This window comes from Arachnia rubra (assembly GCF_019973735.1).
Classification (GTDB): domain Bacteria; phylum Actinomycetota; class Actinomycetes; order Propionibacteriales; family Propionibacteriaceae; genus Arachnia; species Arachnia rubra.
This window is the reverse complement of the sequence record NZ_AP024463.1, coordinates 1,144,749-1,167,873: the sequence shown is the minus strand read 5'-3', so window position 1 is coordinate 1,167,873 and position 23,125 is coordinate 1,144,749. Positions and strand designations below refer to the sequence as shown.

The 23,125-nt window shown below is 66.8% G+C and carries 21 protein-coding genes; 9 read left to right on the top strand and 12 right to left on the bottom strand.

The window, feature by feature from the left end; translation table 11 throughout:
- Positions 1 to 8: 8 nt before the first annotated feature.
- Complete coding sequence (gene sucB, locus SK1NUM_RS05290; RefSeq protein WP_212326261.1) at positions 9 to 1,766, top strand: 2-oxoglutarate dehydrogenase, E2 component, dihydrolipoamide succinyltransferase; 1,758 nt, start codon at positions 9 to 11, stop codon at positions 1,764 to 1,766.
- Positions 1,767 to 1,836: 70 nt separating this feature from the next.
- Here the strand turns inward: sucB and SK1NUM_RS05285 are convergent, their stop codons facing one another.
- From SK1NUM_RS05285 to SK1NUM_RS05260, 6 genes are read right to left on the bottom strand one after another with little or no spacing between them, the layout of a single operon-like run.
- Positions 1,837 to 2,826: a malate dehydrogenase gene (locus SK1NUM_RS05285; protein WP_212326259.1), complete on the bottom strand. Its 990-nt coding sequence runs from the start codon at positions 2,824 to 2,826 to the stop codon at positions 1,837 to 1,839.
- 60 nt (positions 2,827 to 2,886) lie between these two features.
- Complete coding sequence (locus SK1NUM_RS05280; protein WP_212326257.1) at positions 2,887 to 3,174, bottom strand: DUF3017 domain-containing protein; 288 nt, start codon at positions 3,172 to 3,174, stop codon at positions 2,887 to 2,889.
- Positions 3,152 to 4,018, bottom strand: coding sequence for a bifunctional methylenetetrahydrofolate dehydrogenase/methenyltetrahydrofolate cyclohydrolase (locus SK1NUM_RS05275; RefSeq protein WP_212326253.1), 867 nt, complete (start codon positions 4,016 to 4,018; stop codon positions 3,152 to 3,154). Before SK1NUM_RS05275 ends, SK1NUM_RS05280 begins: the two co-directional genes overlap by 23 nt.
- Positions 4,019 to 4,028: 10 nt before the next feature.
- Positions 4,029 to 5,585 carry a bifunctional phosphoribosylaminoimidazolecarboxamide formyltransferase/IMP cyclohydrolase gene (gene purH, locus SK1NUM_RS05270; RefSeq protein ID WP_212326251.1) on the bottom strand — a complete coding sequence of 519 codons (1,557 nt, stop codon included), beginning with the start codon at positions 5,583 to 5,585 and terminating at the stop codon, positions 4,029 to 4,031.
- Positions 5,582 to 6,157 (bottom strand): phosphoribosylglycinamide formyltransferase, encoded by a 576-nt coding sequence (purN, locus tag SK1NUM_RS05265; RefSeq protein ID WP_212326249.1) that lies wholly within the window; start codon positions 6,155 to 6,157, stop codon positions 5,582 to 5,584. Before purN ends, purH begins: the two co-directional genes overlap by 4 nt.
- 53 nt (positions 6,158 to 6,210) lie before the next feature.
- Positions 6,211 to 7,530 (bottom strand): cell division protein PerM, encoded by a 1,320-nt coding sequence (locus tag SK1NUM_RS05260; protein WP_212326247.1) that lies wholly within the window; start codon positions 7,528 to 7,530, stop codon positions 6,211 to 6,213.
- 709 nt (positions 7,531 to 8,239) lie between these two features.
- On the opposite strand from SK1NUM_RS05260, the gene SK1NUM_RS05255 reads away from it, so the two are divergent.
- Positions 8,240 to 9,442 (top strand): hypothetical protein, encoded by a 1,203-nt coding sequence (locus tag SK1NUM_RS05255; RefSeq protein ID WP_223927830.1) that lies wholly within the window; start codon positions 8,240 to 8,242, stop codon positions 9,440 to 9,442.
- Positions 9,443 to 9,588: 146 nt separating this feature from the next.
- Positions 9,589 to 10,623 carry a M23 family metallopeptidase gene (locus tag SK1NUM_RS05250; RefSeq protein ID WP_212326243.1) on the top strand — a complete coding sequence of 345 codons (1,035 nt, stop codon included), beginning with the start codon at positions 9,589 to 9,591 and terminating at the stop codon, positions 10,621 to 10,623.
- A gap of 66 nt (positions 10,624 to 10,689) precedes the next feature.
- On the opposite strand, the gene pcrA is transcribed toward SK1NUM_RS05250, so the two are convergent.
- Positions 10,690 to 13,026: a DNA helicase PcrA gene (gene pcrA / locus SK1NUM_RS05245; protein ID WP_223927948.1), complete on the bottom strand. Its 2,337-nt coding sequence runs from the start codon at positions 13,024 to 13,026 to the stop codon at positions 10,690 to 10,692.
- A 92-nt stretch (positions 13,027 to 13,118) separates the two neighbouring features.
- Here pcrA and SK1NUM_RS05240 point away from each other — a divergent pair, with 92 nt between their 5' ends.
- Complete coding sequence (locus tag SK1NUM_RS05240) at positions 13,119 to 14,351, top strand: phospholipase D-like domain-containing protein (protein WP_212326239.1); 1,233 nt, start codon at positions 13,119 to 13,121, stop codon at positions 14,349 to 14,351.
- 100 nt (positions 14,352 to 14,451) lie between these two features.
- Complete coding sequence (locus SK1NUM_RS05235) at positions 14,452 to 14,715, top strand: GlsB/YeaQ/YmgE family stress response membrane protein (RefSeq protein WP_212326237.1); 264 nt, start codon at positions 14,452 to 14,454, stop codon at positions 14,713 to 14,715.
- 100 nt (positions 14,716 to 14,815) lie between these two features.
- Here SK1NUM_RS05235 and SK1NUM_RS05230 read toward each other — a convergent pair whose 3' ends face one another.
- Positions 14,816 to 15,481 carry a response regulator gene (locus SK1NUM_RS05230; protein WP_212326235.1) on the bottom strand — a complete coding sequence of 222 codons (666 nt, stop codon included), beginning with the start codon at positions 15,479 to 15,481 and terminating at the stop codon, positions 14,816 to 14,818.
- A complete protein-coding gene (locus tag SK1NUM_RS05225; RefSeq protein ID WP_212326233.1) occupies positions 15,478 to 16,719 on the bottom strand; it encodes an ATP-binding protein in 1,242 nt (413 codons plus the stop codon). The genes SK1NUM_RS05230 and SK1NUM_RS05225 overlap by 4 nt, the downstream gene beginning before the upstream one ends.
- Before the next feature lie 117 nt (positions 16,720 to 16,836).
- Here SK1NUM_RS05225 and SK1NUM_RS05220 point away from each other — a divergent pair, with 117 nt between their 5' ends.
- Genes SK1NUM_RS05220 through SK1NUM_RS05210 form a run of 3 tightly spaced genes read left to right on the top strand, consistent with a single transcriptional unit; the run spans position 16,837 to position 18,400 of the window.
- A complete protein-coding gene (locus SK1NUM_RS05220; RefSeq protein WP_212326231.1) occupies positions 16,837 to 17,946 on the top strand; it encodes a PspC domain-containing protein in 1,110 nt (369 codons plus the stop codon).
- Positions 17,943 to 18,158 (top strand): hypothetical protein, encoded by a 216-nt coding sequence (locus tag SK1NUM_RS05215; protein WP_212326229.1) that lies wholly within the window; start codon positions 17,943 to 17,945, stop codon positions 18,156 to 18,158. The genes SK1NUM_RS05220 and SK1NUM_RS05215 overlap by 4 nt, the downstream gene beginning before the upstream one ends.
- Positions 18,158 to 18,400 (top strand): PspC domain-containing protein, encoded by a 243-nt coding sequence (locus tag SK1NUM_RS05210; protein ID WP_223927828.1) that lies wholly within the window; start codon positions 18,158 to 18,160, stop codon positions 18,398 to 18,400. The genes SK1NUM_RS05215 and SK1NUM_RS05210 overlap by 1 nt, the downstream gene beginning before the upstream one ends.
- Before the next feature lie 234 nt (positions 18,401 to 18,634).
- Here SK1NUM_RS05210 and guaA read toward each other — a convergent pair whose 3' ends face one another.
- The gene (gene guaA, locus SK1NUM_RS05205) at positions 18,635 to 20,188 is read right to left on the bottom strand and encodes a glutamine-hydrolyzing GMP synthase (protein WP_212326226.1); all 1,554 of its coding nucleotides are present in this window, start codon (positions 20,186 to 20,188) and stop codon (positions 18,635 to 18,637) included.
- A gap of 125 nt (positions 20,189 to 20,313) precedes the next feature.
- Here guaA and cysK point away from each other — a divergent pair, with 125 nt between their 5' ends.
- Positions 20,314 to 21,243 carry a cysteine synthase A gene (gene cysK / locus SK1NUM_RS05200; RefSeq protein WP_212326224.1) on the top strand — a complete coding sequence of 310 codons (930 nt, stop codon included), beginning with the start codon at positions 20,314 to 20,316 and terminating at the stop codon, positions 21,241 to 21,243.
- 71 nt (positions 21,244 to 21,314) lie between these two features.
- Here the strand turns inward: cysK and SK1NUM_RS05195 are convergent, their stop codons facing one another.
- Together SK1NUM_RS05195 and SK1NUM_RS05190 are read right to left on the bottom strand one after the other, a co-directional pair.
- Positions 21,315 to 22,139 (bottom strand): ABC transporter permease, encoded by an 825-nt coding sequence (locus tag SK1NUM_RS05195; RefSeq protein ID WP_212326222.1) that lies wholly within the window; start codon positions 22,137 to 22,139, stop codon positions 21,315 to 21,317.
- A complete protein-coding gene (locus SK1NUM_RS05190; RefSeq protein ID WP_212326220.1) occupies positions 22,136 to 23,092 on the bottom strand; it encodes an ATP-binding cassette domain-containing protein in 957 nt (318 codons plus the stop codon). The genes SK1NUM_RS05195 and SK1NUM_RS05190 overlap by 4 nt, the downstream gene beginning before the upstream one ends.
- Positions 23,093 to 23,125 lie beyond the last annotated feature (33 nt).

Below are 23,125 nucleotides of genomic sequence, written 5' to 3'. Positions count from 1 at the left end.
TGTTCAACATGTCAACCGAAGTCACACTCCCGGTACTGGGTGAGTCGGTCACCGAGGGCACCATTTCCCGCTGGTTGAAGGCCGTCGGCGAGACCGTCGAGGTGGATGAGCCGCTGCTGGAGGTCTCCACCGACAAAGTGGACACCGAGATCCCCTCCCCCGTGGCCGGCACCCTCCTAGAGATCCGGTTCAACGAGGACGATGTAGCGGCTGTCGGTGCTGTTCTTGCGGTAATCGGCGAGGCCAGCGAGGCTCCTGCCCCACAGCCCGCCGCTCCAGCACCACAACAGCCCGCCGCCGCGGCACCACAGCCTGCTGAAACCGCCCCTGCCCCGGCCACAGCACCGGCTCCCGCCGCACCAGCCCCGCAGCCTGCGGCCCCCGCAGGAGAGGCAACCGAGGTGGTGCTGCCGGTGCTCGGTGAGTCGGTGACCGAGGGAACAGTCTCCCGCTGGTTGAAGGCCGTCGGCGAGACCGTCGAGGTGGATGAGCCGCTGCTGGAGGTCTCCACCGACAAAGTGGACACCGAGATCCCCTCCCCCGTGGCCGGCACCCTCCTGGAGATCCGGGTCGCCGAGGACGAGACCGCCGCTGTCGGCGCTGTGCTGGCCCTGGTCGGCAACGGCGCACCTGCCGCCGCCCCCGAACCAGCTCCTGTGCCGCCGGCCGAGCCGCCCGCTTCCCCCGCACCGGCAGCACCACCGGCCGCCCCCGTCACGTCACCCGCGCCACAGGCCACCGCCCCGGCTGCACCAGCGCCCGCGGCGCCCGGGCCTGTGACGGCGCGCCGCGCCTCCTCGGAGGAGGGCGTCTATGTCACGCCCCTGGTGCGCAAGCTTGCCGCGGAGCACGGCATCATACTCAGCTCGGTGCAGGGCACCGGCGTCGGCGGACGGATCCGCAAGCAGGACGTCCTCGACGCGGCGGAGGCGGCCAGGAAAGCCGCTGAGCCCACACCTGCCCCTGCTCCGGTTGCCGCGGCCGCACCGGCTGCGGGAACGGCCGCCGCACCACAGGTGGCGGTCTCCGAGGAGGCGGCAAAACTTCGCGGCACGACGGAGAAGCTGCCGCGGATGCGCAAGGTGATCGCCGAGCGGATGGTGGAGTCGCTGCGGGTGGCCTCGCAGCTCACCGCGACTGTCGAGGTGGATCTGACCGCCATTTCGAAGCTCCGCAAGGTAGCCAAGGACGACTTCAAGAAACGCGAGGGCGCTTCCCTGTCCTATCTGCCGTTCATCACGAAGGCCACCATCGAGGCCCTGAAGGCGATGCCGGTGCTCAACGCGTCAGCCGACTTCGAGGCCGGGACCGTGACCTACGCGTCGCAGGAGAACATCGGCATCGCGGTCGACACCGACCGCGGCCTCATGGTGCCAGTCATCCATGATGCCGGTGACCTGAACCTGGCGGGGCTCGCCAAGCGGATCGGAGACCTGGCGGCCCGCACCCGCGCGGGGAAGGTCGGCCCCGACGAGCTGGGTGACGGCACCTTCACCATCACCAACTACGGTTCGGCCGGGACGCTGTTCGACACCCCGATCATCAACCTGCCGCAGGTGGCGATCCTCGGCACAGGTGCTCTGGTGAAGCGTCCTGTCGTGGTGACCGATGCCCTGGGCGAGGACACCATCGCCATCCGGGACATGATGTACCTGTCGCTCACCTACGACCACCGTCTCATCGACGGCGCCAAGGCTGCTCGTTTCCTCAGCCTAGTCAAGGCCCGCCTGGAGGCTGGCGACTTCGCCGGTGAGCTGGGTCTGTGACCCCATAGGCCTGCCCTCAGCGAGAGAACGCCCGGCGGATTCCCGCCGGGCGTTCTTCCATCTGGTGGCGTCAGATCAGGCCGAGTTCCTTGACCGCCTGGCGCTCATCGAGCAGCTCGGCGACCGAGGCATCGATCTTGGCGCGGGAGAACGGGTCGATCTCAAGACCCTGGACGATCTCGTACTGGCCGTCCTTGACCACGCACGGGAAGGATGCGATGACACCCTCTGCGACCCCATAGGAGCCGTCGGACGGCACCGCCATCGATACCCAGTCGCCGTCGGGGGTGCCGAGCACCCAGTCGCGCATGTGCTCGACGGTGGCGTTGGCAGCGGAGGCGGCGGACGAGAGGCCGCGGGCCTCGATGATGGCGGCACCACGCTTGGCGACCGTCGGGATGAACGTGGACTCGATCCAGGCCTCGTCGCCGACGAGCTCAGCGGCGTTCTTCCCGCCGACCTCGGCATGGAAGATGTCGGGGTACTGGGTGGAGGAGTGGTTGCCCCAGATGGTCATCTTCTTGACCTCTTCGACGGGACGGCCGAGCTTGAGGGCCAGCTGGGTCTTGGCGCGGTTGTGATCGAGACGGGTAAGCGCATTGAAACGCTCCGCGGGGATATCGGGGGCGTTGCTGGAAGCGATCAGCGCATTGGTGTTGGCGGGGTTGCCGGTCACCAGCACCCGGACGTCGTCGGCGGCGACGTCATTGAGGGCCTTGCCCTGCGCGGTGAAAATGGCACCGTTGGCGCTCAGCAGGTCACCACGCTCCATGCCGGCCTTGCGGGGCATGGCGCCGACCAGCATCGCCAGGTTGGCACCGTCGAAGACCTTCTTCGGGTCATCGCCGATGACGACGTTCTTCAGGTTCGGGAAGGCGCAGTCGTCGAGCTCCATGACGACCCCCTCCAGTGCCTTCAGGGCCGGGGTGATCTCCAGCAGACGCAGCTCGATGGGCCGGTCGCCCAGCAGGGAGCCACTGGCGATACGGAACAGCAGGCTGTAACAGATCTGACCGGCGGCACCGGTCACTGCGATCTTGACGGGAGCCTCAGTGCTCATCGTGCGGACCTTTCTTTCGACGGTTGTTTCCTCCCCAGAGCCTAGCGCCCATCGGCATTCTCAGATGCCAGGGGGAACCACCAGAGCGAGTACCCCCATGGCTGTTCCCAGGCTGACCAGCAGTGTGACGTCCACCCAGCGCCGCCGCACCACGAGCAGCCCTGAGACCTGGCGTGGCAGGAGCATCCGGGCCAATCCTGCCAGCAGGGTGGCAGCTGCCATCACCAAAGCCCCATACCGCCAGCTCCCGAAACCCGCGATCAGCACACCGATGGTGAACACCCCGATCACAGCAACCAGCGGCCAGGGGTTGGTCGGGAGCCGGTTAACCGTTGGCGGCGTCTGCATGGAGACCCTCGGCGCGATCGACGACGTTGCTGAGCAGCATGGCCCGGGTCATGGGCCCCACCCCACCAGGGTTCGGGGTGACCCAGCCGGCTTTGTCCCACACATCCTGGGCCAGGTCCCCGGTAGTCCTGCCATCGACCCGGCTCACTCCGACATCGATGCACACCGCGCCCTCACGGATCATGCCGGCGGTGATCATCCCAGGCACCCCGGCCGCCGCCACCACGATGCCGGCCCGCCTGGTATGCCCGGCCAGGTCCCGGGTGCCGGTGTGGCACAACGTCACGGTCGCGTTCTCGGCACGACGGGTCAGGATCAGCCCGAGAGGACGCCCGACCGTGATGCCCCGGCCCACCACGCACACCTCGGCTCCCTGCCACTCGATGCCGTGGCGGCGCACCAGCTCCACGATTCCCCGGGGGGTGCAGGGCAGGGTCGCGAGCTCGTTGAGCACCAGCCGTCCCAGGTTGACCGGGTGCAGGCCGTCGGCGTCCTTGCCGGGGTCGATGAGTTCCAACGCCCGGTTCTCGTCCAGGTGGGACGGCAGCGGCAACTGCACGATGTAGCCGGTGCAGGCCTCGTCGGCGTTGAGCCCGGCGATGGCCTCCTCGAGCTGGGACATGGTGGCGTTCGCCGGCAACTCCACCTGAATGGAGGCGATGCCCACCTGCTCGCAGTCGCGGTGCTTCATGCGGACGTAGTTCTGGCTGGCCGGGTCGTCCCCGACGAGCACCGTCGCGAGCCCGGGCGTCACGCCCTGGGAACGCAGCCTGGCCACCCGCTGCCCCAGCTCGGCCTTGATCGCAGCGGCTGTGGCCCTGCCGTCCAGCTTCATCGCAGTCATGGCGTCCCTCTCAGTGGAAGAAGTGACGGGTACCGGTGAAATACAGGGTGATCCCATGCTCGGCACACAGGTCGATGGTCTCCTGATCCCGCAGGGAGCCGCCTGGCTGAACGATCGCCCGCACCCCACCGTCGATCAGGAGCCGCGGCCCATCGGCAAATGGGAAGAAGGCGTCGGAGGCGGCGACAGACCCAGCAGACCGCTCCCCCGCGCGTTCTACCGCGAGGCGGCAGGAGTCGACGCGGTTCACCTGCCCCATGCCCACGCCGACAGATGCGCCGTCACGGGCCAGCAGGATCGCATTGGACTTCACGGCACGGCAGGCCCGCCAGGCGAAGGCCAAGTCTGACAGGGTCGCCACATCGGCCGCCGTGCCCGCCTTGAGCTCCCAGGCCGCGGGATCATCGCCGAGCGCGTCGATCCGGTCGGGCTGCTGTAGCAGGGCCCCGCCGGAGACCGGGTGCAGGGTGCGTTGCCGGTGCGTGTACGGGACGGCCTCCAGCAGTCGCAGGTTCTTCTTCGCGGTGAGGATCTCCAGGGCCCCGGGCTCGAAGCCGGGGGCGATCACGACCTCCGTGAAGATATCCCTGACCTGCTTAGCACACTGCGCGGTCACGGGACGGTTGGCCGCCACGACCCCTCCGAAAGCCGAGACCGGGTCGCAGGCATGTGCCTTGCGATGCGCCTCGGCGATATCGGACCCGATCGCGATCCCGCACGGATTGGCATGCTTGATGATGGCGACGCACGGCTCGGTGAAATCGTGGGCGGCGCGATAGGCGGCCTCGCCGTCGGTGTAGTTGTTGTAGCTCATGGGTTTGCCGTGCAGCAGCCGGGCCTGCGCGATCCCCTCCGGGCCGGGAGGATAGCTGTAGAGCGCCGCCCCCTGGTGGGAGTTCTCCCCGTAGCGCAGCCCCTGCTGCTTCACCCAGGTCGCGCCCAGCCACTCCGGGAAACCGTCCGCGGCCGGGGTGGCGAGGTTCGCCTCCATCCAGGACGCCACCGCGACGTCGTAGGAGGCGGTGTGCTGGAAGGCCCGGGCAGCGAGGTCGCGGCGTTGCTGCAAGGTGAATCCCCCCTCGGCGAGGGCTGCTAGGACGCGGGGATACTGCGAGGTGGCGGTGACCACGGCGACGCTCGGATGGTTCTTCGCGGCGGCGCGCACCATCGAGGGCCCGCCGATGTCGATCTGCTCGATGCACTCGTCAGGACCGGCCCCGGATAAGACCGTGGCCTCGAAGGGGTAGAGGTTCACCACCACGAGGTCGAAGGGGTCCACGCCGAGCTCCTCGAGCTGCGCGAGGTGGGATCCCAGGCGGCGGTCGGCGAGGATGCCGGCATGGATACGCGGGTGGAGGGTCTTGACCCTGCCGTCCAGGCACTCGGGGAATCCGGTCAGCTCCTCCACCGGAGTCACGGGCACGCCGGCAGCTGCGATCCGCGTGGCGGTGGAGCCCGTCGAGACCAGCTCCACCCCCGCGGTATGGAGGGCGGCCGCCAGGTCCTCGAGACCGGTCTTGTCGTAGACGCTGAGCAGCGCACGGCGCAGCGGAATCCGGTCGGTCATATCTCTCCTTCGTTCCAGGCACGCACGGTCTCAACCAACAGGCGGCGCTCGACCACCTTGATGCGTTCGTGGAGGGTCGCGACTGTGTCGCCGGCCAGCACTTCGACCGCTCCCTGTGCCAGGATCCTACCGGTGTCTACTCCAGTGTCGACCAGGAAGACCGTGGCGCCGGACACCTTCACGCCATGGTTCAGGGCGTCACGGGGACCGTGCATTCCCGGGAAGCTAGGCAACAGGGCGGGATGGGTGTTGATGACGCTGCCCCCGAAACGGGCCAGGAAACTCTCCCCCAGCAGCTTCATGAAGCCGGCGGAGGCGATGAGATCGGGCTCGAATCCCGCCACGATCCTGGTCAGCTCAGCATCCCAGGCGCCCCGGTCCGATCCCCTGGCATACGGATGGGCGACCGCGGGAACCCCGGCGACCCGGGCCCGCTCCAGGGCAGGGGCCGCGGGCTGGTCGGAGACCACCCCGACGACCCGCGCGTCCAGCTCACCCACCGCCACGGCATCGAGGAGAGCCTGCAGCAGTGTCCCCGAGCCGGAAACCAGCACCACCACGCGAGTCGTCACCGGACAACCGTATCGCTGGATGCGCTATCCCCAGCAGGACGTACCTGCAGCCGTCACCGTCGCCGAGTCTCTTCGTCGTCCTCGCCCCGGTTCTGACCGCTGGCCGCTGACTGCTCGCCGGCCTCCTCACCGTCTCCGGACCGGCGCCAGGATGACCATTCCTTCCTGAAGACCCCCACCATGAGGCCGGTGACCAGCCCGCTCAACCCGAGGATGCCCGGGGCGGTGATCATCAGATCCTGCAGGCGCACTCCCAGGTAGGCCAGCCGCCGCAGTCCCAGCCCCCCGGACGAGAGCCACGCCACCACCACCAACAGCACCCCTGAGGCCACTCCCGACAGCCCACCGGCCAAGGCGGACTCCCCGAAGCGCCGGGCGGGGCGCGCCAGCGTGATGATGAGACCCACCACCGCCCCTGCCGTGATCCCGCCCAGCAGCCACAGCCAGACCAGGCCGGGCAGCGGGCCGGGTTCCGGAACAGCGCCGAGGACAGGTATGGACGGCAGGAAACCGACGCTCGTGCCGTTCATGTTGAGCAGCGTCCCCTCTCCTAGGGTGATGCCTGCGCCAAGCGCCCAGGCCATGGACCAGATGACCAGGTTCGGCAGCCACGCCAGCTGTAGGACGACCAGGAGAACGCCCGCAGCGGCATCGCCACTAAGGCCGTCCGCGATGCTCGCGACACGGTCACGGCTCAGGATCAGCGCGATGGTGAGAAGTACCGCCCCGGTGCCCACACAGGTCAGCACCGCGACCCAGAGGGCACGGGGAATCACGCGGATCCACCCGGGCCAGGCCAGGCCAGGGTCGTAGCCGACGGAGCGTGCTGCCCCCCACAGACCCGGCACCAAACCGATCAGGCAGCCGCCCAGCAGAGCCTGGAGGACGGAGCTGCCCGGGATGACCAGGGCGATCAGGGTGATGGCCAGGGCATAGGTGGCGGCATAGGTGCCGCCAACCCGCAACACCAGGCGCCGGAGATCGTCCTGGGAGGCCGCCGCGTCCCCCAGGCCGGCACGAGCGGCGTGGCGAGCCGCCAGTCCTGAGACCGGCACGCCAAGCAGCATCACTGCCAGCGTCAGTCCGAGTGGGGCGATACTCACCCGCTGGCCCCCGATGTGGGCGGACGACCAGTTGGCCAGCAACAGCACACGGGACGCCAGCGCGAGGGCATCCGGAAGCTGCGAGCTGGGTGAGGTCAGCCACCCGAGGGCAGCCGGGCCAGCCATCAGGAGCCAGCCGGCGGCAACCACGGCCAGCGCCCCCAGCGGCGCCAGCACGAACCACGCGATGGTCACCTGAGGCCGTTTGCTGCGTGCCTCCTCACCGACATCCACGGCTATTGTCCGGTGCCGGGAGCTACGTTCCGCCACACCAGCCTCCTTCCTTGATCCGGCGAATCATCGAAGTCATGGGTAACCTGTACCAGTGAGATGCCGCTTGAAGGGCGGTTTGTTGTCCGCGTGGAGGTGAACATGACTGACTCCGGCAAGCAGCGTCCCCGCAGGGCTTTCTCGGCGGACGACGCCCAGCCGGACGGCGTCGACGATACACGCAGCGAGGCCACTGGCCGGGCCCGACGCGGCGCCGCCGATGACTTCAACTCGCCGTTCGCGCGCCCCACCGATCCCCCCCGGGACACCGTCGTTCCCGCTCCCGTCCTGCCGGGCGCAGAACGCCGACCAGCACGCGGATCCGGTCCGGGCAGGCGCGGCCGATGGGACGGACTCAGCGACGAGACCACGCCCGTGGAGCGCGGCTCGGCCTCAGAGACCGCGATCCATGCAGCGCTCTCCCCCACGCCACCGTCCCGCGCATCGCGGCAGGCCCCCTCCTGGGACTGGCCTGAGCAGCGGACTTCCCAGCCGGCACCAGCACCCGCTGCCGCGCCACGCTCCCCTGCCCGGGCCGCCGGGCCCGTTCCCGAAGCAGAGCCCGACCCCAGCCTCCCCGGCCGGGAGCAGGCGGCCCAACCCGGTGCCGGGAGCTCCGAGGGATGGATGGCACACCACCGGCGGATACTCACGACCTGGGTGGTGGCAGCCGTGGCGGCAGCTGTCCTGATCGCGGGGGGGGCTCTATGTGTTCTCCCGTTTCAACGGCCTTGGAGCCGCGAGCACCAACACGACGCCAAGTACCGGCAGCAGCAGCGAGCCCGTCAACGTCACGGAGTCCTCCCTCGTCGACACCTCCGACGCGGCTCTGATCGACTCGTCGGCCAGCTGGAGCATTACGAAGAACATCCTGGAGAAGGACAAGAACAAACTGACCCAGGCAACCTGCCAGGGCAGCGACTCACCGGACATCAACACCACCGCGACGATGCAGCGGGCCATAGGGACCGATCAGCAGGATCAACTGGCTCTCGTGCACCAGATCGACGCCTACGCCAACGAGGATGCGGCCAAGAAGATCTACGAGCAGCGGGTGGCCGCCCTGGCCTCCTGCACGGCGCTGATCACCGGGGCCTCCACGGTCAGCGGGCTCGGCGACGATGTGACCCAGGTCAGCCTCGCCAATGAGAACGACCCCGTCCATTACCACACGGTCCTGATGGTCCGCACCGGACGGGTGCTGAACCTGCTGGACGTCGTGAGAACGGGGAGCACCATCTCCCCGGATGTGGTTGCCGCCGCGCTGACACGCCCCCTGGGGACCATCTGCGAGACTTCGCAGGGCACCTGTCCCAGCACCCCACAGGTCACGCCAGCGGCTCCCCCTGCGACCAGCCCGCCGGGCTGGCTGTCGCCCAGCGACCTGCCACGCATCACAGTGGGACACGGCCTGTGGAAGGAGACCCAGCCGAGTGAGGTGTCCTCCTCAGCTGGGATGGGATGCGAGGGCATACCGCTGGCAACCGAGCCGGGCCCCTCGGCCAGGCAGCAGCGCACCTATGTCATCAACTCGGATGACGCCACGCCCAAGGGGTTCGGGGTCACCCAGTACCACTTCACGTTCGCCGACGAGGCGGCGGCCACGACCTTCGGGGACCAGCTCTCAGAACACCTGGCCTCGTGCGCGAAGACGTCTGTGACGGCCACCGTCAAGGAATTGTCAGCTGTCACAACCGACGGCAGCGACGGCCCGGCCGTGGCGTCCCGCCTCTTCAACATCGCGCAGAAGACGTCGGATGAGGCGAGCACCCAATACCAGCTGATCGTGGCGCGCTCCGGTACCACGGTCAACTATCTGCTGGTGAACAACACCAGCGACAGCTACCAGTTCACCGAGGATCACCTGAGGGGGCTGGCCCTCAGGCTCGGCCAGCGCGCTTCCCAGGGCTGATCCACGGCCAGATGAGCCTCCCGCCACGGTTCCATCCGTGATGGCCCGGGATTAACCGGGCTTAATCCGAGATTTTGAGAGCATACTGAGAATTGCTAAGGTTCTCGACGGATCACGATCACGAGCGGAGAACAGCCTTGAGCCACATGGAGAAGGCCAGCACCCCGAGACGGGCTATGGTCGAGGTCGATTATTCCGATCTACCCGAAGAGGAAGCCGGCACGGACGAGGTCGTGGAGGCTTCCACAAAGCATCGCTCGAGGCGTCGCCGCCGCTTTGGCCGGGCCTCGATTGCCTCCGGTGTAGCAGGTCTACTGGCAGTGGGGACCCTGTTCGGCTGGGCCTGGTACTCGCGTACCGCCGGGAACGACTCCGCTTCAGGGCAGATCGCCCCCGATGCGGCCGTGCCGGAGGCCGCCGCCCAGGCTGTGGAGCACGGTTTCGACCATTCAGCGGACTCCTCCCGTTCCGGCGTGCGCGGGGACCTGAACTCCGCTGTGGCGGACGAGGACGCCAAGGAGCATGATGCCTCTTTGAAGTCCTCCCGCGACAGCGCTCTTGAGACCAACGCCAACGAGACCGCGTCCGAGCGTGAGGCCCAGATGGAGGCCGACCTCAAGCTTGTGGCCGCACAGGCGGAGAAGATCGAGGCCGAGAAGAAGCTCGCTGAGGAACGCTTCAGCGCCGCCCGCGACGTCCTGAAGAAGGCGGGCGTCGACACCTCCTCTATCTCCTCAGAGGACCTGGCTGCCGTCTCCACCGAGGGTGGCTCCATGCCGCTCAAGGAGAACTACACCATCGGTGCTTCCTTCGGGCAGACCGGAAGCTGGTCCCGCTACCACACCGGGCAGGATTTCCCGGCCCCCGTCGGCACCCCCATCTACGCTGCTGCCTCGGGCATCGTGCTGAGCCCCACCTCGGCTTCCTGGGCCGGCAACAACGTGGTGATCATGCACATGAACGGCGGCATGACCCTGTACGCCCACATGTCACAGGCCTTGGTGAAGCCGGGACAGGCCGTCAAGGCTGGCGACCAGATCGGCTATGTCGGGATGACGGGCCGGTCTTTCGGCCCCCACCTGCACTTCGAGTACTACCCGCAGGGCACCACCCCGGGCGACGTCTACAAGGCCACGAACCCAGTCGACTTCCTCCGCAGCCAAGGCGTCACCGTCAGCTGAGCGCTTGGTCTTCCCCCGCCTCAAGCTTCCCCATGCCGCTGGACGATGCACGGGGAAGCTGCGGCTTCAGAGCTTCTCCATGGGGGCATGGCTGATCGCGAGGCGCTTCTTGCCAGCCGATCCGAAGTCCACGTCGACCTGCTGCTTCGGTCCGGCACCATGGACAGCCAGCACCGTGCCTAGCCCGAAGGCCGTGTGCGCCACCCGGTCACCGACCGCCAGGTCGCTGGCAGTAGGACGCCGGCTTCCCGTGCCGGAACTCAGTGCGTCCCTGGTACGTGAGGTGCGCTCCGCGCTGCCCGCAGCCCAGGTGGTCACCTCGCCCAGACGTCGCCAGTCCATCAGCGAATCCGGTATCTCGTCCAGGAACCGGGATGCCGGATTGTAGGCGGGCTGGCCGAAGGTGACGCGCATCGTCGCCCGGGACAGGTGCAGCAGCTTCCGGGCGCGGGTGATGCCGACGTAGGCGAGGCGCCGTTCCTCCTCCAGCTCATCATGCGACTCCATGGCCCGCAGGTGCGGGAAGATTCCCTCCTCCATGCCTGTCAGGAATACCGTGTCGAATTCCAGGCCCTTCGCGGTGTGCAGGGTCATCAGGGTCACCACTGCATGTTCTTCCTCCCCGCCGGGGAGCTGGTCGGAGTCAGCCACCAGGGCGATCCGCTCCAGGAACGCGGGCAGCGACGCATCGGGCTCGGGCATTCCCGCCGCCAGTGCGGAGTCGTCCTCCGCTGCCTCCTGTGCGAGATCGACGGCACTCGCCGTTGCGGCGAACTCTGCCGCCACGTTCACCAGCTCCTCCAGGTTCTCCAGGCGCGTCTCGTCCTGGGGATCTGTGGAGTTCTGCAGCTCCGCGAGGTACCCGGAGCCGGTGAGCACCGAGGTGAGGATCGCATCCGCGGGTTCTCCCTGGGCCATCATCACGCGGTGCCGCTCGATCAGGTCGACGAATCCGCGGATTTGTTTCGCCGAGCGGGTGGCCAGCCCGGGTGCCTCGTGACTGCGTGACAGGGCATCGAAGAAGGTGATGCGTTCCGCACTGGCCAGAGCTGAGACCGCGGCCTCCGCCCGGTCACCGATCCCGCGCTTGGGCACGTTCAGGATACGGCGCACTGACACATCGTCGGCGGGATTGGCGATGGCCCTCAGATAGGCGATGGCATCACGCACCTCCCTGCGCTCGTAGAAACGCACGCCCCCGACGACCCGGTAGGGCATCCCGACCCGGATGAACACCTCCTCCAGCGCCCGCGACTGGGAGTTGGTGCGGTAGAAAACCGCGACATCGCCGTAGCGGGTGCTGCCGTCATCGACCAGCCGGTCGATCTCCCGCGCCACGAACTGGGCCTCGTCGTGCTCGGTGTCAGCGACCCATCCGACTATCGGGACGCCCTCCCCCAGGTCGCTCCACAGGGTCTTGTCGCGGCGTCCCCGGTTCCGTGCGATCACGGCGTTCGCGGCCTGCAGGATCGTGTTGCTGGAGCGGTAGTTCTGGTCCAAGACGATGGTCCGGGCTCCGGGGAAGTCACTCTCGAAGTCGAGGATGTTGCGGATCGTGGCCCCACGGAAGGCGTAGATGGACTGGTCGGAATCGCCCACCACCATCAACTCGGCAGGTCCGGCGGTCGGAGCCTCGGTTGCCGATGCAGTGGCCTGCCCGCACAGTTCACGGATTAGCGCGTACTGGGCATGGTTCGTGTCCTGGTATTCGTCCACCAGCACGTGCCGGAACCGGCGCCGGTACTTCTCCCGGACCTCCGGGAAGGCCTGGAACAGGTGGACGGTGGTCATGATCAGGTCGTCGAAGTCGAGGGCGTTGGCGGCCCTGAGGCGCGCCTGGTATTCCTCATAGACCCCGGCATTGGCCTGCTGCACCGGTCCTGAGGCCTGCTCCTTCGCGGCCTCGAAGTCGACCAGCTCGTTCTTCCAGGTGCTGATGGCGCTCATCACCGCACGCACGGGGAATCGTTTCGGGTCGAGTTCCTGGTCCCGCATCACCAGGGACACGAGGCGCTTGGAGTCGGCGTCATCGTAGATGGAGAAGGATTTCGCGATGCCAAAGCGGTCGATCTCCGAACGCAGGATGCGCACACAGGCCGAGTGAAATGTGGAGACCCACATCAGCTTCGCCCGGTTTCCCACGAGCTCCATGACACGTTCCCGCATCTCGGCCGCCGCCTTATTGGTGAAGGTGATGGCCAGCACAGCTCCCGGGTGCACGCCCCGCACCCCGACCAGGTGAGCTATCCGCCGGGTCAGGACGCGGGTCTTACCGGATCCGGCGCCAGCCACGACCAGCACCGGGGTCCCGGCATGGGTCACGGCCTCGCGCTGCGGCCCATTGAGTCCCGCTAGCAGTTCGGTTTCATCGACAGCACGCGCCGAACCTTGGGGCGACGGCATAGCGGGGCTGGTTTCAGTAGGTGTGAAAACCGCGGCAAGATCGGGGAAGAGGGAGTCAGACATCGTGCCATCACCGTAATAGGCTTGCCGCCATGAGGCGAGTCCTGAGGTTTCTCCGTGTCGCTATTCCACGCATCAGCGTTGGTTTGTTGCTGACCCAGCTGGCCCTCATGATCGGCGTGACCGGCTGGGAGTCGCTGCGTAAGAAGCACCGGAAGCTACGCCACTTCCCCTATTCACCTGCCCAACCGGTCACCGTTGGGCAGGATGAGATCACCGTCTACACCTTCGGCGAAGAGCTCTACCGCGACATGCTCGCCGCCATTGACGGCGCCCGGAAGGTGGTGAATTTCGAAACCTACATCTGGAAGTCCGACGAGGTGGGCGAAACCTTCAAGGACGCGCTGGGGCGAGCCGCGGCCCGTGGGGTCGAAGTGAACGTCATCTGGGATGACTTCGCGAATCTCGTGGTGCCTCGCCGCTTCTTCCACATGCCGGAGGGAGTGTTCGCAATGCGGCACCCGGCATTCCCGAAACCATGGTCACCGAAGACCTGGGGCCGCGACCACCGGAAACTGTTGATCGTCGACCACGAGAAGGGATTCATCGGCGGGTACAACATCGGCAAGCTGTACGCGAAACAGTGGCGCGACACCCACGCCCGAGTGGTCGGCCCTGGAGCGGCCGAGCTGGAGAATGCCTTCGTGGACTTCTGGAACCAGAACGCCGCCCGCCAAGGGCTGCCTGAACTCCCCAATGACCAGCAGCGGCGCTGGAACTCCCCCCTGAAGGTGTACCGGAACGTGCCCCGGATCCAGGTCTACCCCATACGCAACATGTATCTGGAGGCCATCGACCGGGCCACGGAGCGCATCTGGCTGACCCACGCCTATCTCATCCCCGACGACGACCTGGTGGCCGCCCTACGGGACGCTGTGAAGCGCGGGGTGGATGTCCGGATCATCGTCCCCGACCGCTCGAACCACGCCGTGGCCGACTGGCTGTCGCGGGGCTTCTACACCGATCTGCTGAACTCCGGCATCCGGTTGTTCCTCTACCAGGGGGCGATGGTGCATTCGAAGACCGCCGTGATCGACGGCGCCTGGTCGACCATCGGCACCGCTAACCTTGACCGTCTCAGCCTGCAGGGCAACTACGAGGCAAACCTTGAGATCACCGACCAGGATGTGGCCGCCCACATGGAAGAGGTCTTCGCGATGGACGAGGGCAACACCGTCGAGATGACCGCGGAAACCTGGCATCGCCGTCCATGGTGGAAGAAGGCTGCCGAGTCGCTGCTGAGCCCCTGGCGTCCCCTGTTCTGATCCCCGCCCACGGGGAGGAGTTGCTGGCTCAGGTCCGCACAGGGGCAAACCGGGGGTTCACCTGATGGTTTTTGACCACTTCGCAAGGCATGCTTGATACATGTTCACCTTCATCGCATACATCATCGTCGGCCTGATAGGCGGCAGCATCGCAAAAGCCATCATGCCCGGTGACGAGGGAGGCGGCTGGGTGTCCACCGCAGCTCTCGGAGCTTTCGGCGCCTTACTCGCAGGCTGGCTTGGCGAGCTGGTCTTTGACTCCTCCTACCACGGAATCTTCTCCGTTAAAGGCCTGATCTTCTCCGTGGTCGGTGCCCTCATCATCCTGGTGGTCCAGGGCTGGCTCAAGAAACGCAAAAGCTGAGTTCCCCGACAATTTCACCATGCGCGGGCTGTCCTGGGCGGCCCGCGCATTCCTATTCTTCATTGCCCGAGATGACGCCACATTGACGTGATGCGGCAGATCAGACCAGGTGGCGGTCGGTTGCCCATTTCGTGAGCTGATGCCGGTTGCTCAGCTGGAGTTTCCGCAGCACCGATGAGACGTGGGTCTCCACTGTCTTGATCGAGATGAAGAGTTCCCGCGCCACCTCACGGTACGAATAGCCCCGGGCGATCAGCTTGAGCACCTCACGTTCCCTGGAGCTCAGCCGGTCGAGTTCCTCGTCGATGCTGGCGAGGTCCACGGCACCCGAGAAGGCGTCAAGCACGAACCCCGCCAGGCGCGGCGAGAACACCGCATCCCCAGAGGCCACCCGCTGGATTCCCTCGACGAGCTCTTCCGACGAGATGGACTTCGTCACGTACCCACGGGCGCCGGCCCGGATCACACCGATCACGTCCTCCGCGGCGTCGGAGACCGACAAGGCCAGGAACTTGACCTCCGGGGCCTTCGCGGTGACCTGCTTGATGACCTCGGCTCCGCCGCCGCCCGGCAGATGGACATCGAGCAGCACCACATCCGGCCTCGTCTCAAGGATGGAAGTCACGGAGGAGGCGACGTCCTCGCCCTCCGCGACCACCTCGCACACTTTCCCGATCTCATGGCGGACCCCAGCGCGGAACATGGCATGGTCATCGACCAACGCCACCCGCAGCTCCTCCAGCGGTTTGCCGTCTTCCAAACTCATCGACGCAACTCCAACCTGACCTCAGTACCCTCGCCCGGAGCGGTTCGTATCCGGGCTGTCCCCCCATGGCGCTCCATACGCGCCCTGATTGATTCTTTCACGCCCATCCGGTCCTGGCGGATCGTGGCCTCGTCAAAACCGCACCCGCGGTCGCGGATGAACACCTCCACCTGCTCGGGATCGACCTCCGCGAACACGTCCACGCGGGACGCACCCGAGTGCTTGGCCGCATTCGTGACCGCCTCCCCCGTCGCCTGCATCAACGCCGTGGCAGCCTCATCGAGATCCATATCACCGACGCAGATGACCTCGACCGCGATCGGGAAACGTTCCTCCACATCCGCCCGCAGCTGCTCCAGAGCGCCCTTCAGTGTCTGCGCACGGGTCTCCTCCCCATACAGCCAAGTGCGCAGCTCCCGTTCCTGCCGCCGGGCCAGGGAAGCCACCGCCACGGGGTCGTCGGCCTGGCGCTGGATCAACGCCAGGGTTTGCAGCACCGAGTCGTGCAGGTGGGCGGCCATGTCGGCGCGCGCCTCCGCGCGCAGCCGCTCCCGGTCCGCGGTCCTGACACGCGACCAGATGCGCAGCAGCCACGGCGCCGCGACCACGGTCAGCCCGGCCAGGAGTGCTGCAGCCGCAGCGACCGCAGGCTGCAGGCCGCTCCAGCCGAACTGGGAGGCCAGCAGCCAGCTGGTGCCAAGCCCCACCAGGATCAAACCGCCGATGAGCCGTGCGACGCTGGCGATCGTCTTGCCGCGAGATGCGGGACGCTCCCCAGCGGAGCCCCCTCTCCATGCCCTGCCGTCGGCCTGGACCCAGATCAGAACCACCCCGACACCGGCTAGCAGCAGAGGCCAGGACAGCGTCCCCCCGTAAGGAACCTGCCCGGACACCCCCCACATCAGGCCCATGATCAGCACGCCCGCCGAGAACACTACCCCCGCATCAACCCGCTGGGCGACCCGCTGCGGCCGCATCCTCGCCCGGCTCGCCCCAGCGAGTCCTGGCGCCTCGTCCTGCTCGCCCGCGGGCACCAGCACCCACAGCACGCCATACAGGAGCACGCCCAGCAAGCTGCTCTCAAACATCAAGGACAGGAGCACGAAAGCCATCCGGAACCAGCTGACGGGCATCTGCAGGTGTTCCGCGATCCCGCTGGCCACGCCAGCTATCACCTTCCGGGACAGGTCGCGTTTCAGCTGGGGAGGGGCGCTGACGGTGATCGGTTCGGAACTCATGGCCTCTCAAGACTGACACGGCGCCATCGGCCACGCCACCCCGGAGGTAGGGTTTCAGGACAACTTCAGGGGGAGTCCTGATGGCCGATCGCCCCTCCCGGGTCCACACTGGATACCATGAACGATCTGGTGGACTTGGGTGGCCTGCACCCACGGCTCGCTCATCTGGACCGTCCAGCCGACGGTTTCAGCCCGGGCCTATGCCGGTCCATCGGTGCTCGTCTCGGGATCGATCCGCTGCTGATCCGCATCCTGTTCATCCTCACCACCTTGCTGAGCGGCATAGGTGCCGTCGCATACACCTGGGGGGTGCTGCTCACGCCTCGCGCTGGACGCCAGGCCCCCATACACCGTCTGCTGCCCATCTTCAGCAGCTGGACCCCGAGAGCCCAGTGGATCACCATCGCGCTGAGCTGCATCCTGGTCGTCGGCTGGGTTGCGCAGATGGCCTCGATGGGTCCGCTGTTGCTGGTATCGGTGTTCGCGCTGCTGGTCCTATTCCGCCGCCGGGGACCCCGCCAGCACGCAGAACCCCAGAATTCCTCCACCACGCCACCGGGGGAACAGCCCTTTAAGAACAGTGCCCAGCTTCCCGTCGTCGACCTCTACGCCCCCGAGGAGTCTAAGATCCCAGGCCCCGCACCGCAGCCTGCCGGGGACACGCAGCCGCAGCCTTCCTGGTGGGGAGCCATCCTGGTGCTGTCCGTGGGATGCCTCGTGGCGGCCAGCATCGTGGTCTTCGATCTGGTCCCCGGAATCCTGGTGCGGGTCGCCCTAGTCCTCGGCGCCATCGGGTTCACCATCCTGGGCTGGGGACTCCTGAAACGCGACCGCCGACTTCCCATGCTGCTGTTGATACCCGCCCTCCTCGCTGCGCTGGGCATAGCCATCGCGGTCAGCACGAGCGCATCGGAAACGAGAATCCCGGCCACCACCGGCTCCGGCCGGGAGCTCAGGGAGTACCCGTTCATGGCGGTGGGGGACGGTGTCGCCGACCTCAGGGATCTGCCCGCCGGCAAGTCAATGACCGTGCATGTGCAGACGGTCCTGAGCCAGGTGCGTGTCATGTTGCCCCAGGCGCCAGTAAGCTACCACGTGACGGCATGGGCGACGGAGATGACTTGGCCCGGCGGCATCGAGCCCGCACAGCACGGGTCTGAGGCGGAGGGAATCCAGCTTGTCGTCGACAGTCACCTGTCCGCGGTGAGGGTGGAGTATCCGCTATGAGAGGAGTCGACGTCCCCACCATCGTCACCGGAGTGGTCATCACGGGCTTCGCCGCGGTGATCGCCTGGGTTGGCAGCGGACAGGGACTGCTGGGCCCAACGAAGCTGTGGTTCGCAGGCATCCTGATGGTGGCAGGCTCCATCGGACTCATGATCAGCCTCGGAAGATCACCACGAGGCAAGGAAACCACCGCAAACAGAAGGAGAAAATGATGAAGCTCGTTCGTTCAGACTCAGACAAGATGATCGCTGGCGTTGCCGGTGGGATCGCCGAGGCAACTGGTTTCGACTCCACCATGGTGCGCATAGTGCTGGCCCTACTCATAGTGTGCGCCGGCTCCGGATTGCTGATCTACATGGTGCTCTGGGCGCTCATGCCGCGCCCCACCGGTGGCTCGCTGGCAGAGGACGGTTTGCGTGAGGTCAACCAGTGGCGTAAGGACCGGGGCCTCTGAGCTACCCCTGCCAGATCCGCTGTCGTTCTTTTGGCCGCTGAGTTGTGTGCCGCGGAATCCCGGTAGCAGGATGAAACCGGCCAATGCATCCGGCAATGGATCCCAAGGTCTACAGATCGCGGGATTGTCCGGATGACAACGACAATGACACACGCACACTGGCAAGTGCCCGGGACCACTCAGGTCCCGGGCACTTCCGCATTGTCAGGGAAACCCACCGGTAGGACAGGACCTCTACTCCCACTCGATAGTGGCCGGTGGCTTGCTGGTGATATCCAGCACGACACGATTCACGTCGGGACACTCGTTGGTGATCCGCGTGGAGATCTTCTCCAGCAGCTCCCACGGCAGCTTGGCCCAGTCGGCAGTCATGGCATCGTCGGAGGTGACGGGCCGCAGCACGATGGGGTGGCCGTAGGTGCGTCCATCACCCTGCACCCCGACGGAATGCACATCCGCCAGCAGCACGACGGGGAACTGCCAGATCTCCCTCTCCTTGCGGGCTTTGGCCAGCTCCTGGCGGGCTATGGCGTCGGCTCGGCGGAGCACCGCGAGCCGGTCGGCCGTCACCTCGCCGATGATACGGATGCCAAGCCCGGGGCCCGGGAATGGGTGCCGCCACACCAGCGACTCCGGCAGGCCCAGCTGCAGCCCGACGGCCCGCACCTCGTCCTTGAACATGGTGCGCAGCGGCTCGATCAGCGTGAACTGGAGATCCTCGGGCAGGCCCCCGACGTTGTGGTGCGATTTGATATTCGCAGCACCCGCGCCGCCGCCGGACTCCACCACGTCGGGGTAGAGGGTGCCCTGCACCAGAAAGTCGATGCCGCGCTCCCCCGCCAGCCGGGCGGCCATCACCTCGAAAGTGCGGATGAACTCCCGGCCGATGACCTTGCGTTTCTCCTCAGGGTCGGAAATTCCCGCCAGGGCGCCGAGGAAACGCTCGGACTCATCGGCGACCACGAGATCGACTCCCGTGATCTCGACGAAGTCCTCCTTGACCTGTTTGGCCTCGCCCTCGCGGAGCAGACCGTGATCGACGAAGACGCATGTCAGCTGCGATCCGATCGCGCGCTGCACCAGCGCAGCCGCGACGGCGGAGTCGACGCCCCCCGAGAGGGCGCACAGCACGTGACTGTCCCCCACCTGGGCGCGAATGTCGGCGATGGCCTCACTGACCATGTTCTCCGGGGTCCAGTCCGGGGTCAGGCCCGCGATGTGGAACAAGAAATGTTCCAGCACCTGCTGACCCCACTGGGTGTGAGCCACTTCTGGGTGCCACTGCACCCCGGCCAGTTTGCGCATCCGGCACTCGAACGCGGCGACGGGAGCACCCGCGGTGCGGGCCAACACATGGAAGCCCTCGGGAGCCCGGGAGACGGAGTCCCCGTGGCTCATCCACACGTTGAGGGTGTTGGGAAGGGTGGCCAGCAGCTTGCCGCTGTTCTGGATCGACAGAGGGGTGCGGCCGTACTCACGCTGCCCCGTCTTGGCCACCGAGCCCCCCAGCGCCTGCGCCATCGCCTGGAAGCCGTAGCAGATTCCGAACACCGGGATCCCCGCCTCAAACAACGCGGGATCAAGCTGCGGAGCCTCGTCAGCATAAACGGAGGAGGGCCCTCCCGACAGAATGATGGCGGCAGGCCGCCTGGCGATGATCTCATCGACAGACGCGTCAGAACCGATGATCTCGGAATAGACGTGAGCCTCACGGACGCGCCTGGCGATGAGCTGCGCGTACTGGGCGCCAAAGTCCACGACGAGGACCAGATCATGCTGGGAAGTCATGGGCGAGAGTCTAATGGCGCCCCGGAGAAGTTGCTCACGCGGGAAACACTCCGGTCAAGCGTCCAGCATGTGATACGACAAGTCGTAGTGGGAATAGCCTCGTCCCTTGTCCCGTTGTCATAGTCATGACCGTTTACCCCAATGTCACCGCACTCATCGGACGCACTCCCCTGGTCAAGCTGAACCGCATCGCCGGGGACAACGCCACAGTCGTGGCGAAACTTGAGTTCTACAACCCCGCCAACTCCGTAAAAGACCGCATCGGCGCAGCCATCATCGAGGCGGCCGAGGCCTCTGGCGAACTGAAGCCGGGAGGCACCATCGTGGAGGGCACCTCCGGCAACACCGGTATCGCGCTGGCGATGGTGGGCGCCGCGAAGGGATACAAGGTGGTCCTGGCCATGCCCGAGACCATGTCCCTGGAGCGCCGCGCCCTGCTGCGTGCGTACGGCGCCGAGCTGGTTCTCACCCCCGGCCCGCTGGGCATGAAGGGAGCCGTTGAGAAGGCGCGGGAGATCGCCGAGGAGCGCGGCGGGGTGCTGGCACGCCAGTTCGCGAACCCCGCGAACCTGGACGTGCACCGCCGCACCACGGCCGAGGAGATCTGGTCCGACACCGACGGCGGCGTCGACATCGTGGTGGCAGGGGTCGGCACCGGCGGCACCGTCTCCGGTGTCGGACAGGTACTCAAGGAACGTAAGCCTGAGGTGAAGATCATCGCTGTGGAGCCCGCGGAGTCACCCATCCTGTCGGGTGGCCAGCCCGGCCCCCACAAGATCCAGGGCCTGGGCGCGAACTTCGTGCCGGAGATCCTGGACCGCGACGTGATCGACGAGGTCATCACCCGGAACATCGACCAGTCGATCGAGTTCGCCCGGGCTGCCGCCACCCAGGAGGGCCTGCTCGTCGGCCTGTCCTCCGGCGCTGCAATCTCCGCCGCAGTCGAAGTAGCGAACCGCCCCGAGAATGCGGGAAAGACGGTCGTCGCGGTGCTGCCCGACTTCGGTGAGCGCTACCTGTCCACCGTCCTCTTCGAGGGCCTGGTCGACGCCTGAGGCCGAGAACCTGCCATGACGAGGCTCCCCGCTGGCGAACCAGCGGGGGCCTACTTTATTCGGGATTGTGCTCAGCGGGAGATGCGCCGCCGGAAGGCCATGAGCGACAGCGCTGGGAAGATCGCCAGCAGCACCACCCAGGAGATAACGGTGGCCGCGACGGGGTTCTGCAGCGCCCAGACGTCCGGCACCGCGGCGGTGCCGAGATTCCCGAACAGCGACCGCACCGCCTGCACCAGCGCCGAGAGCGGATTCCACTCGGCGATCACCCGCAGCCAGTCCGGCATAGTCTCCGTCGGCACGAAGGCATTGCTGGCAAAGGCTGCGGGGAAAAGCACGACCTGCCCCGCGCTGCTGACAGCCTGGGGCTTGGACACCAGGATTCCCAGCAGCAGCGTCACCCAACTGAAACACCATGCCGACACCAGCAGGATCACGATTCCGAGCAGGAAGTTCCCCATGCCGTCGTTGAACCGCCAGCCGACGATGAAGCCGGCAATCATCATCACGATGGTGGAGCAGGCGGCCACGATGAGGTCGGAGAGCGTACGGGCCACCAGGATCGCGCTGGGAGCCATGGGCAGGGTGCGGAACCGGTCGATGATCCCCTCCTTCAAGTCCTCAGCCATGTACAGCCCGGAGATCAATGCCCCGAACACAATCGTCTGGCCGAAGATGCCGGCGATCAGGTAATTCGTGTAGTCACCGCCTTGCACTTGCACGGCGCCGCCGTAGACCTGGGTGAACAGCAGCACGAACATGACCGGCTGCATCACGGAGAAGCCTATGATCTCGGGACTGCGCCGCAGCTGTAGCAGGTTGCGCACCAGAACAGCGTGGACGTCGCTCAGCCAGGAGACGAGGCGGCCGCGCTCCAGGGGCTGAATCGTGCTCATGCCGCCACCTCCTTAGCCCCATGACCGGTCAGGGTCAGGAAGACATCGTCCAGGGTGGGGCGCCGGATCCCGGCGTCGTGCAGCTCGATGCCCTCGTTCCTCAAAGCCGCCAGCACGGCCACCAGGGCGCTGGTGGGATCTGCGGCCTGCGCGGTCACGGTGCGGCCGGCCACCGACACCTCCCCTGTGGCCTGCAAGGCGACCACCGACCGGGCGCGGTCCACGTCGGTCTCATCGACCAGCGTCAGTTCGATGCGCTGGCCGCCCACCGACGCCTTCAGCTCGTCGGCGGTGCCCTCGGCGATGACGCGGCCGTGGTCGATCACCGAGATGGCATCAGCCAGCTGGTCAGCTTCCTCAAGGTATTGGGTGGTCAGCAGCAGCGTCGTGCCCTCGCTGACGCGCCGGCGGATGATCTCCCAGAGCCCGATCCGGGCCTGCGGGTCGAGGCCAGTGGTCGGCTCATCGAGGAACAGCACCGGCGGATTGACCACGAGCGCCCCGGCCAGGTCGACACGGCGGCGCATCCCTCCCGAGAAGCCCTGCAACGGCCGGTCGGCGGCATCGGTCAGGTCGAAGGCCTCCAGCAGCTCCTCGGCCCGCTGCTTGGCCTGGCGGGTGCCCAACTGGTAAAGACGCCCGACGAGGATGAGGTTCTCCCGGGCCGTCAGCACCTCGTCGACAGCCGCGTACTGGCCGGAGGCGCCGATCAAGGGCCGCACCCCCGCGGGGTTGGCGAGCACGTCGATCCCGGCGACGCTGGCGCTCCCGGAGTCCGGGCGCAGCAGGGTGGTCAGCACTTTCACGCTGGTGGTCTTACCGGCACCGTTGGGTCCCAGCAGCGCCCGGACGGTGCCCTGCCCGGCCGAGAGGCTGAGCCCGTCGAGCGCATGCACCGGGCCTGCCTTGGTTTGATACGTTTTACGCAATTCCTGCGCCGTGATGAAGGTCATGATTCCCTTTCTCGTGGGTTGGAAGAGGCCGGG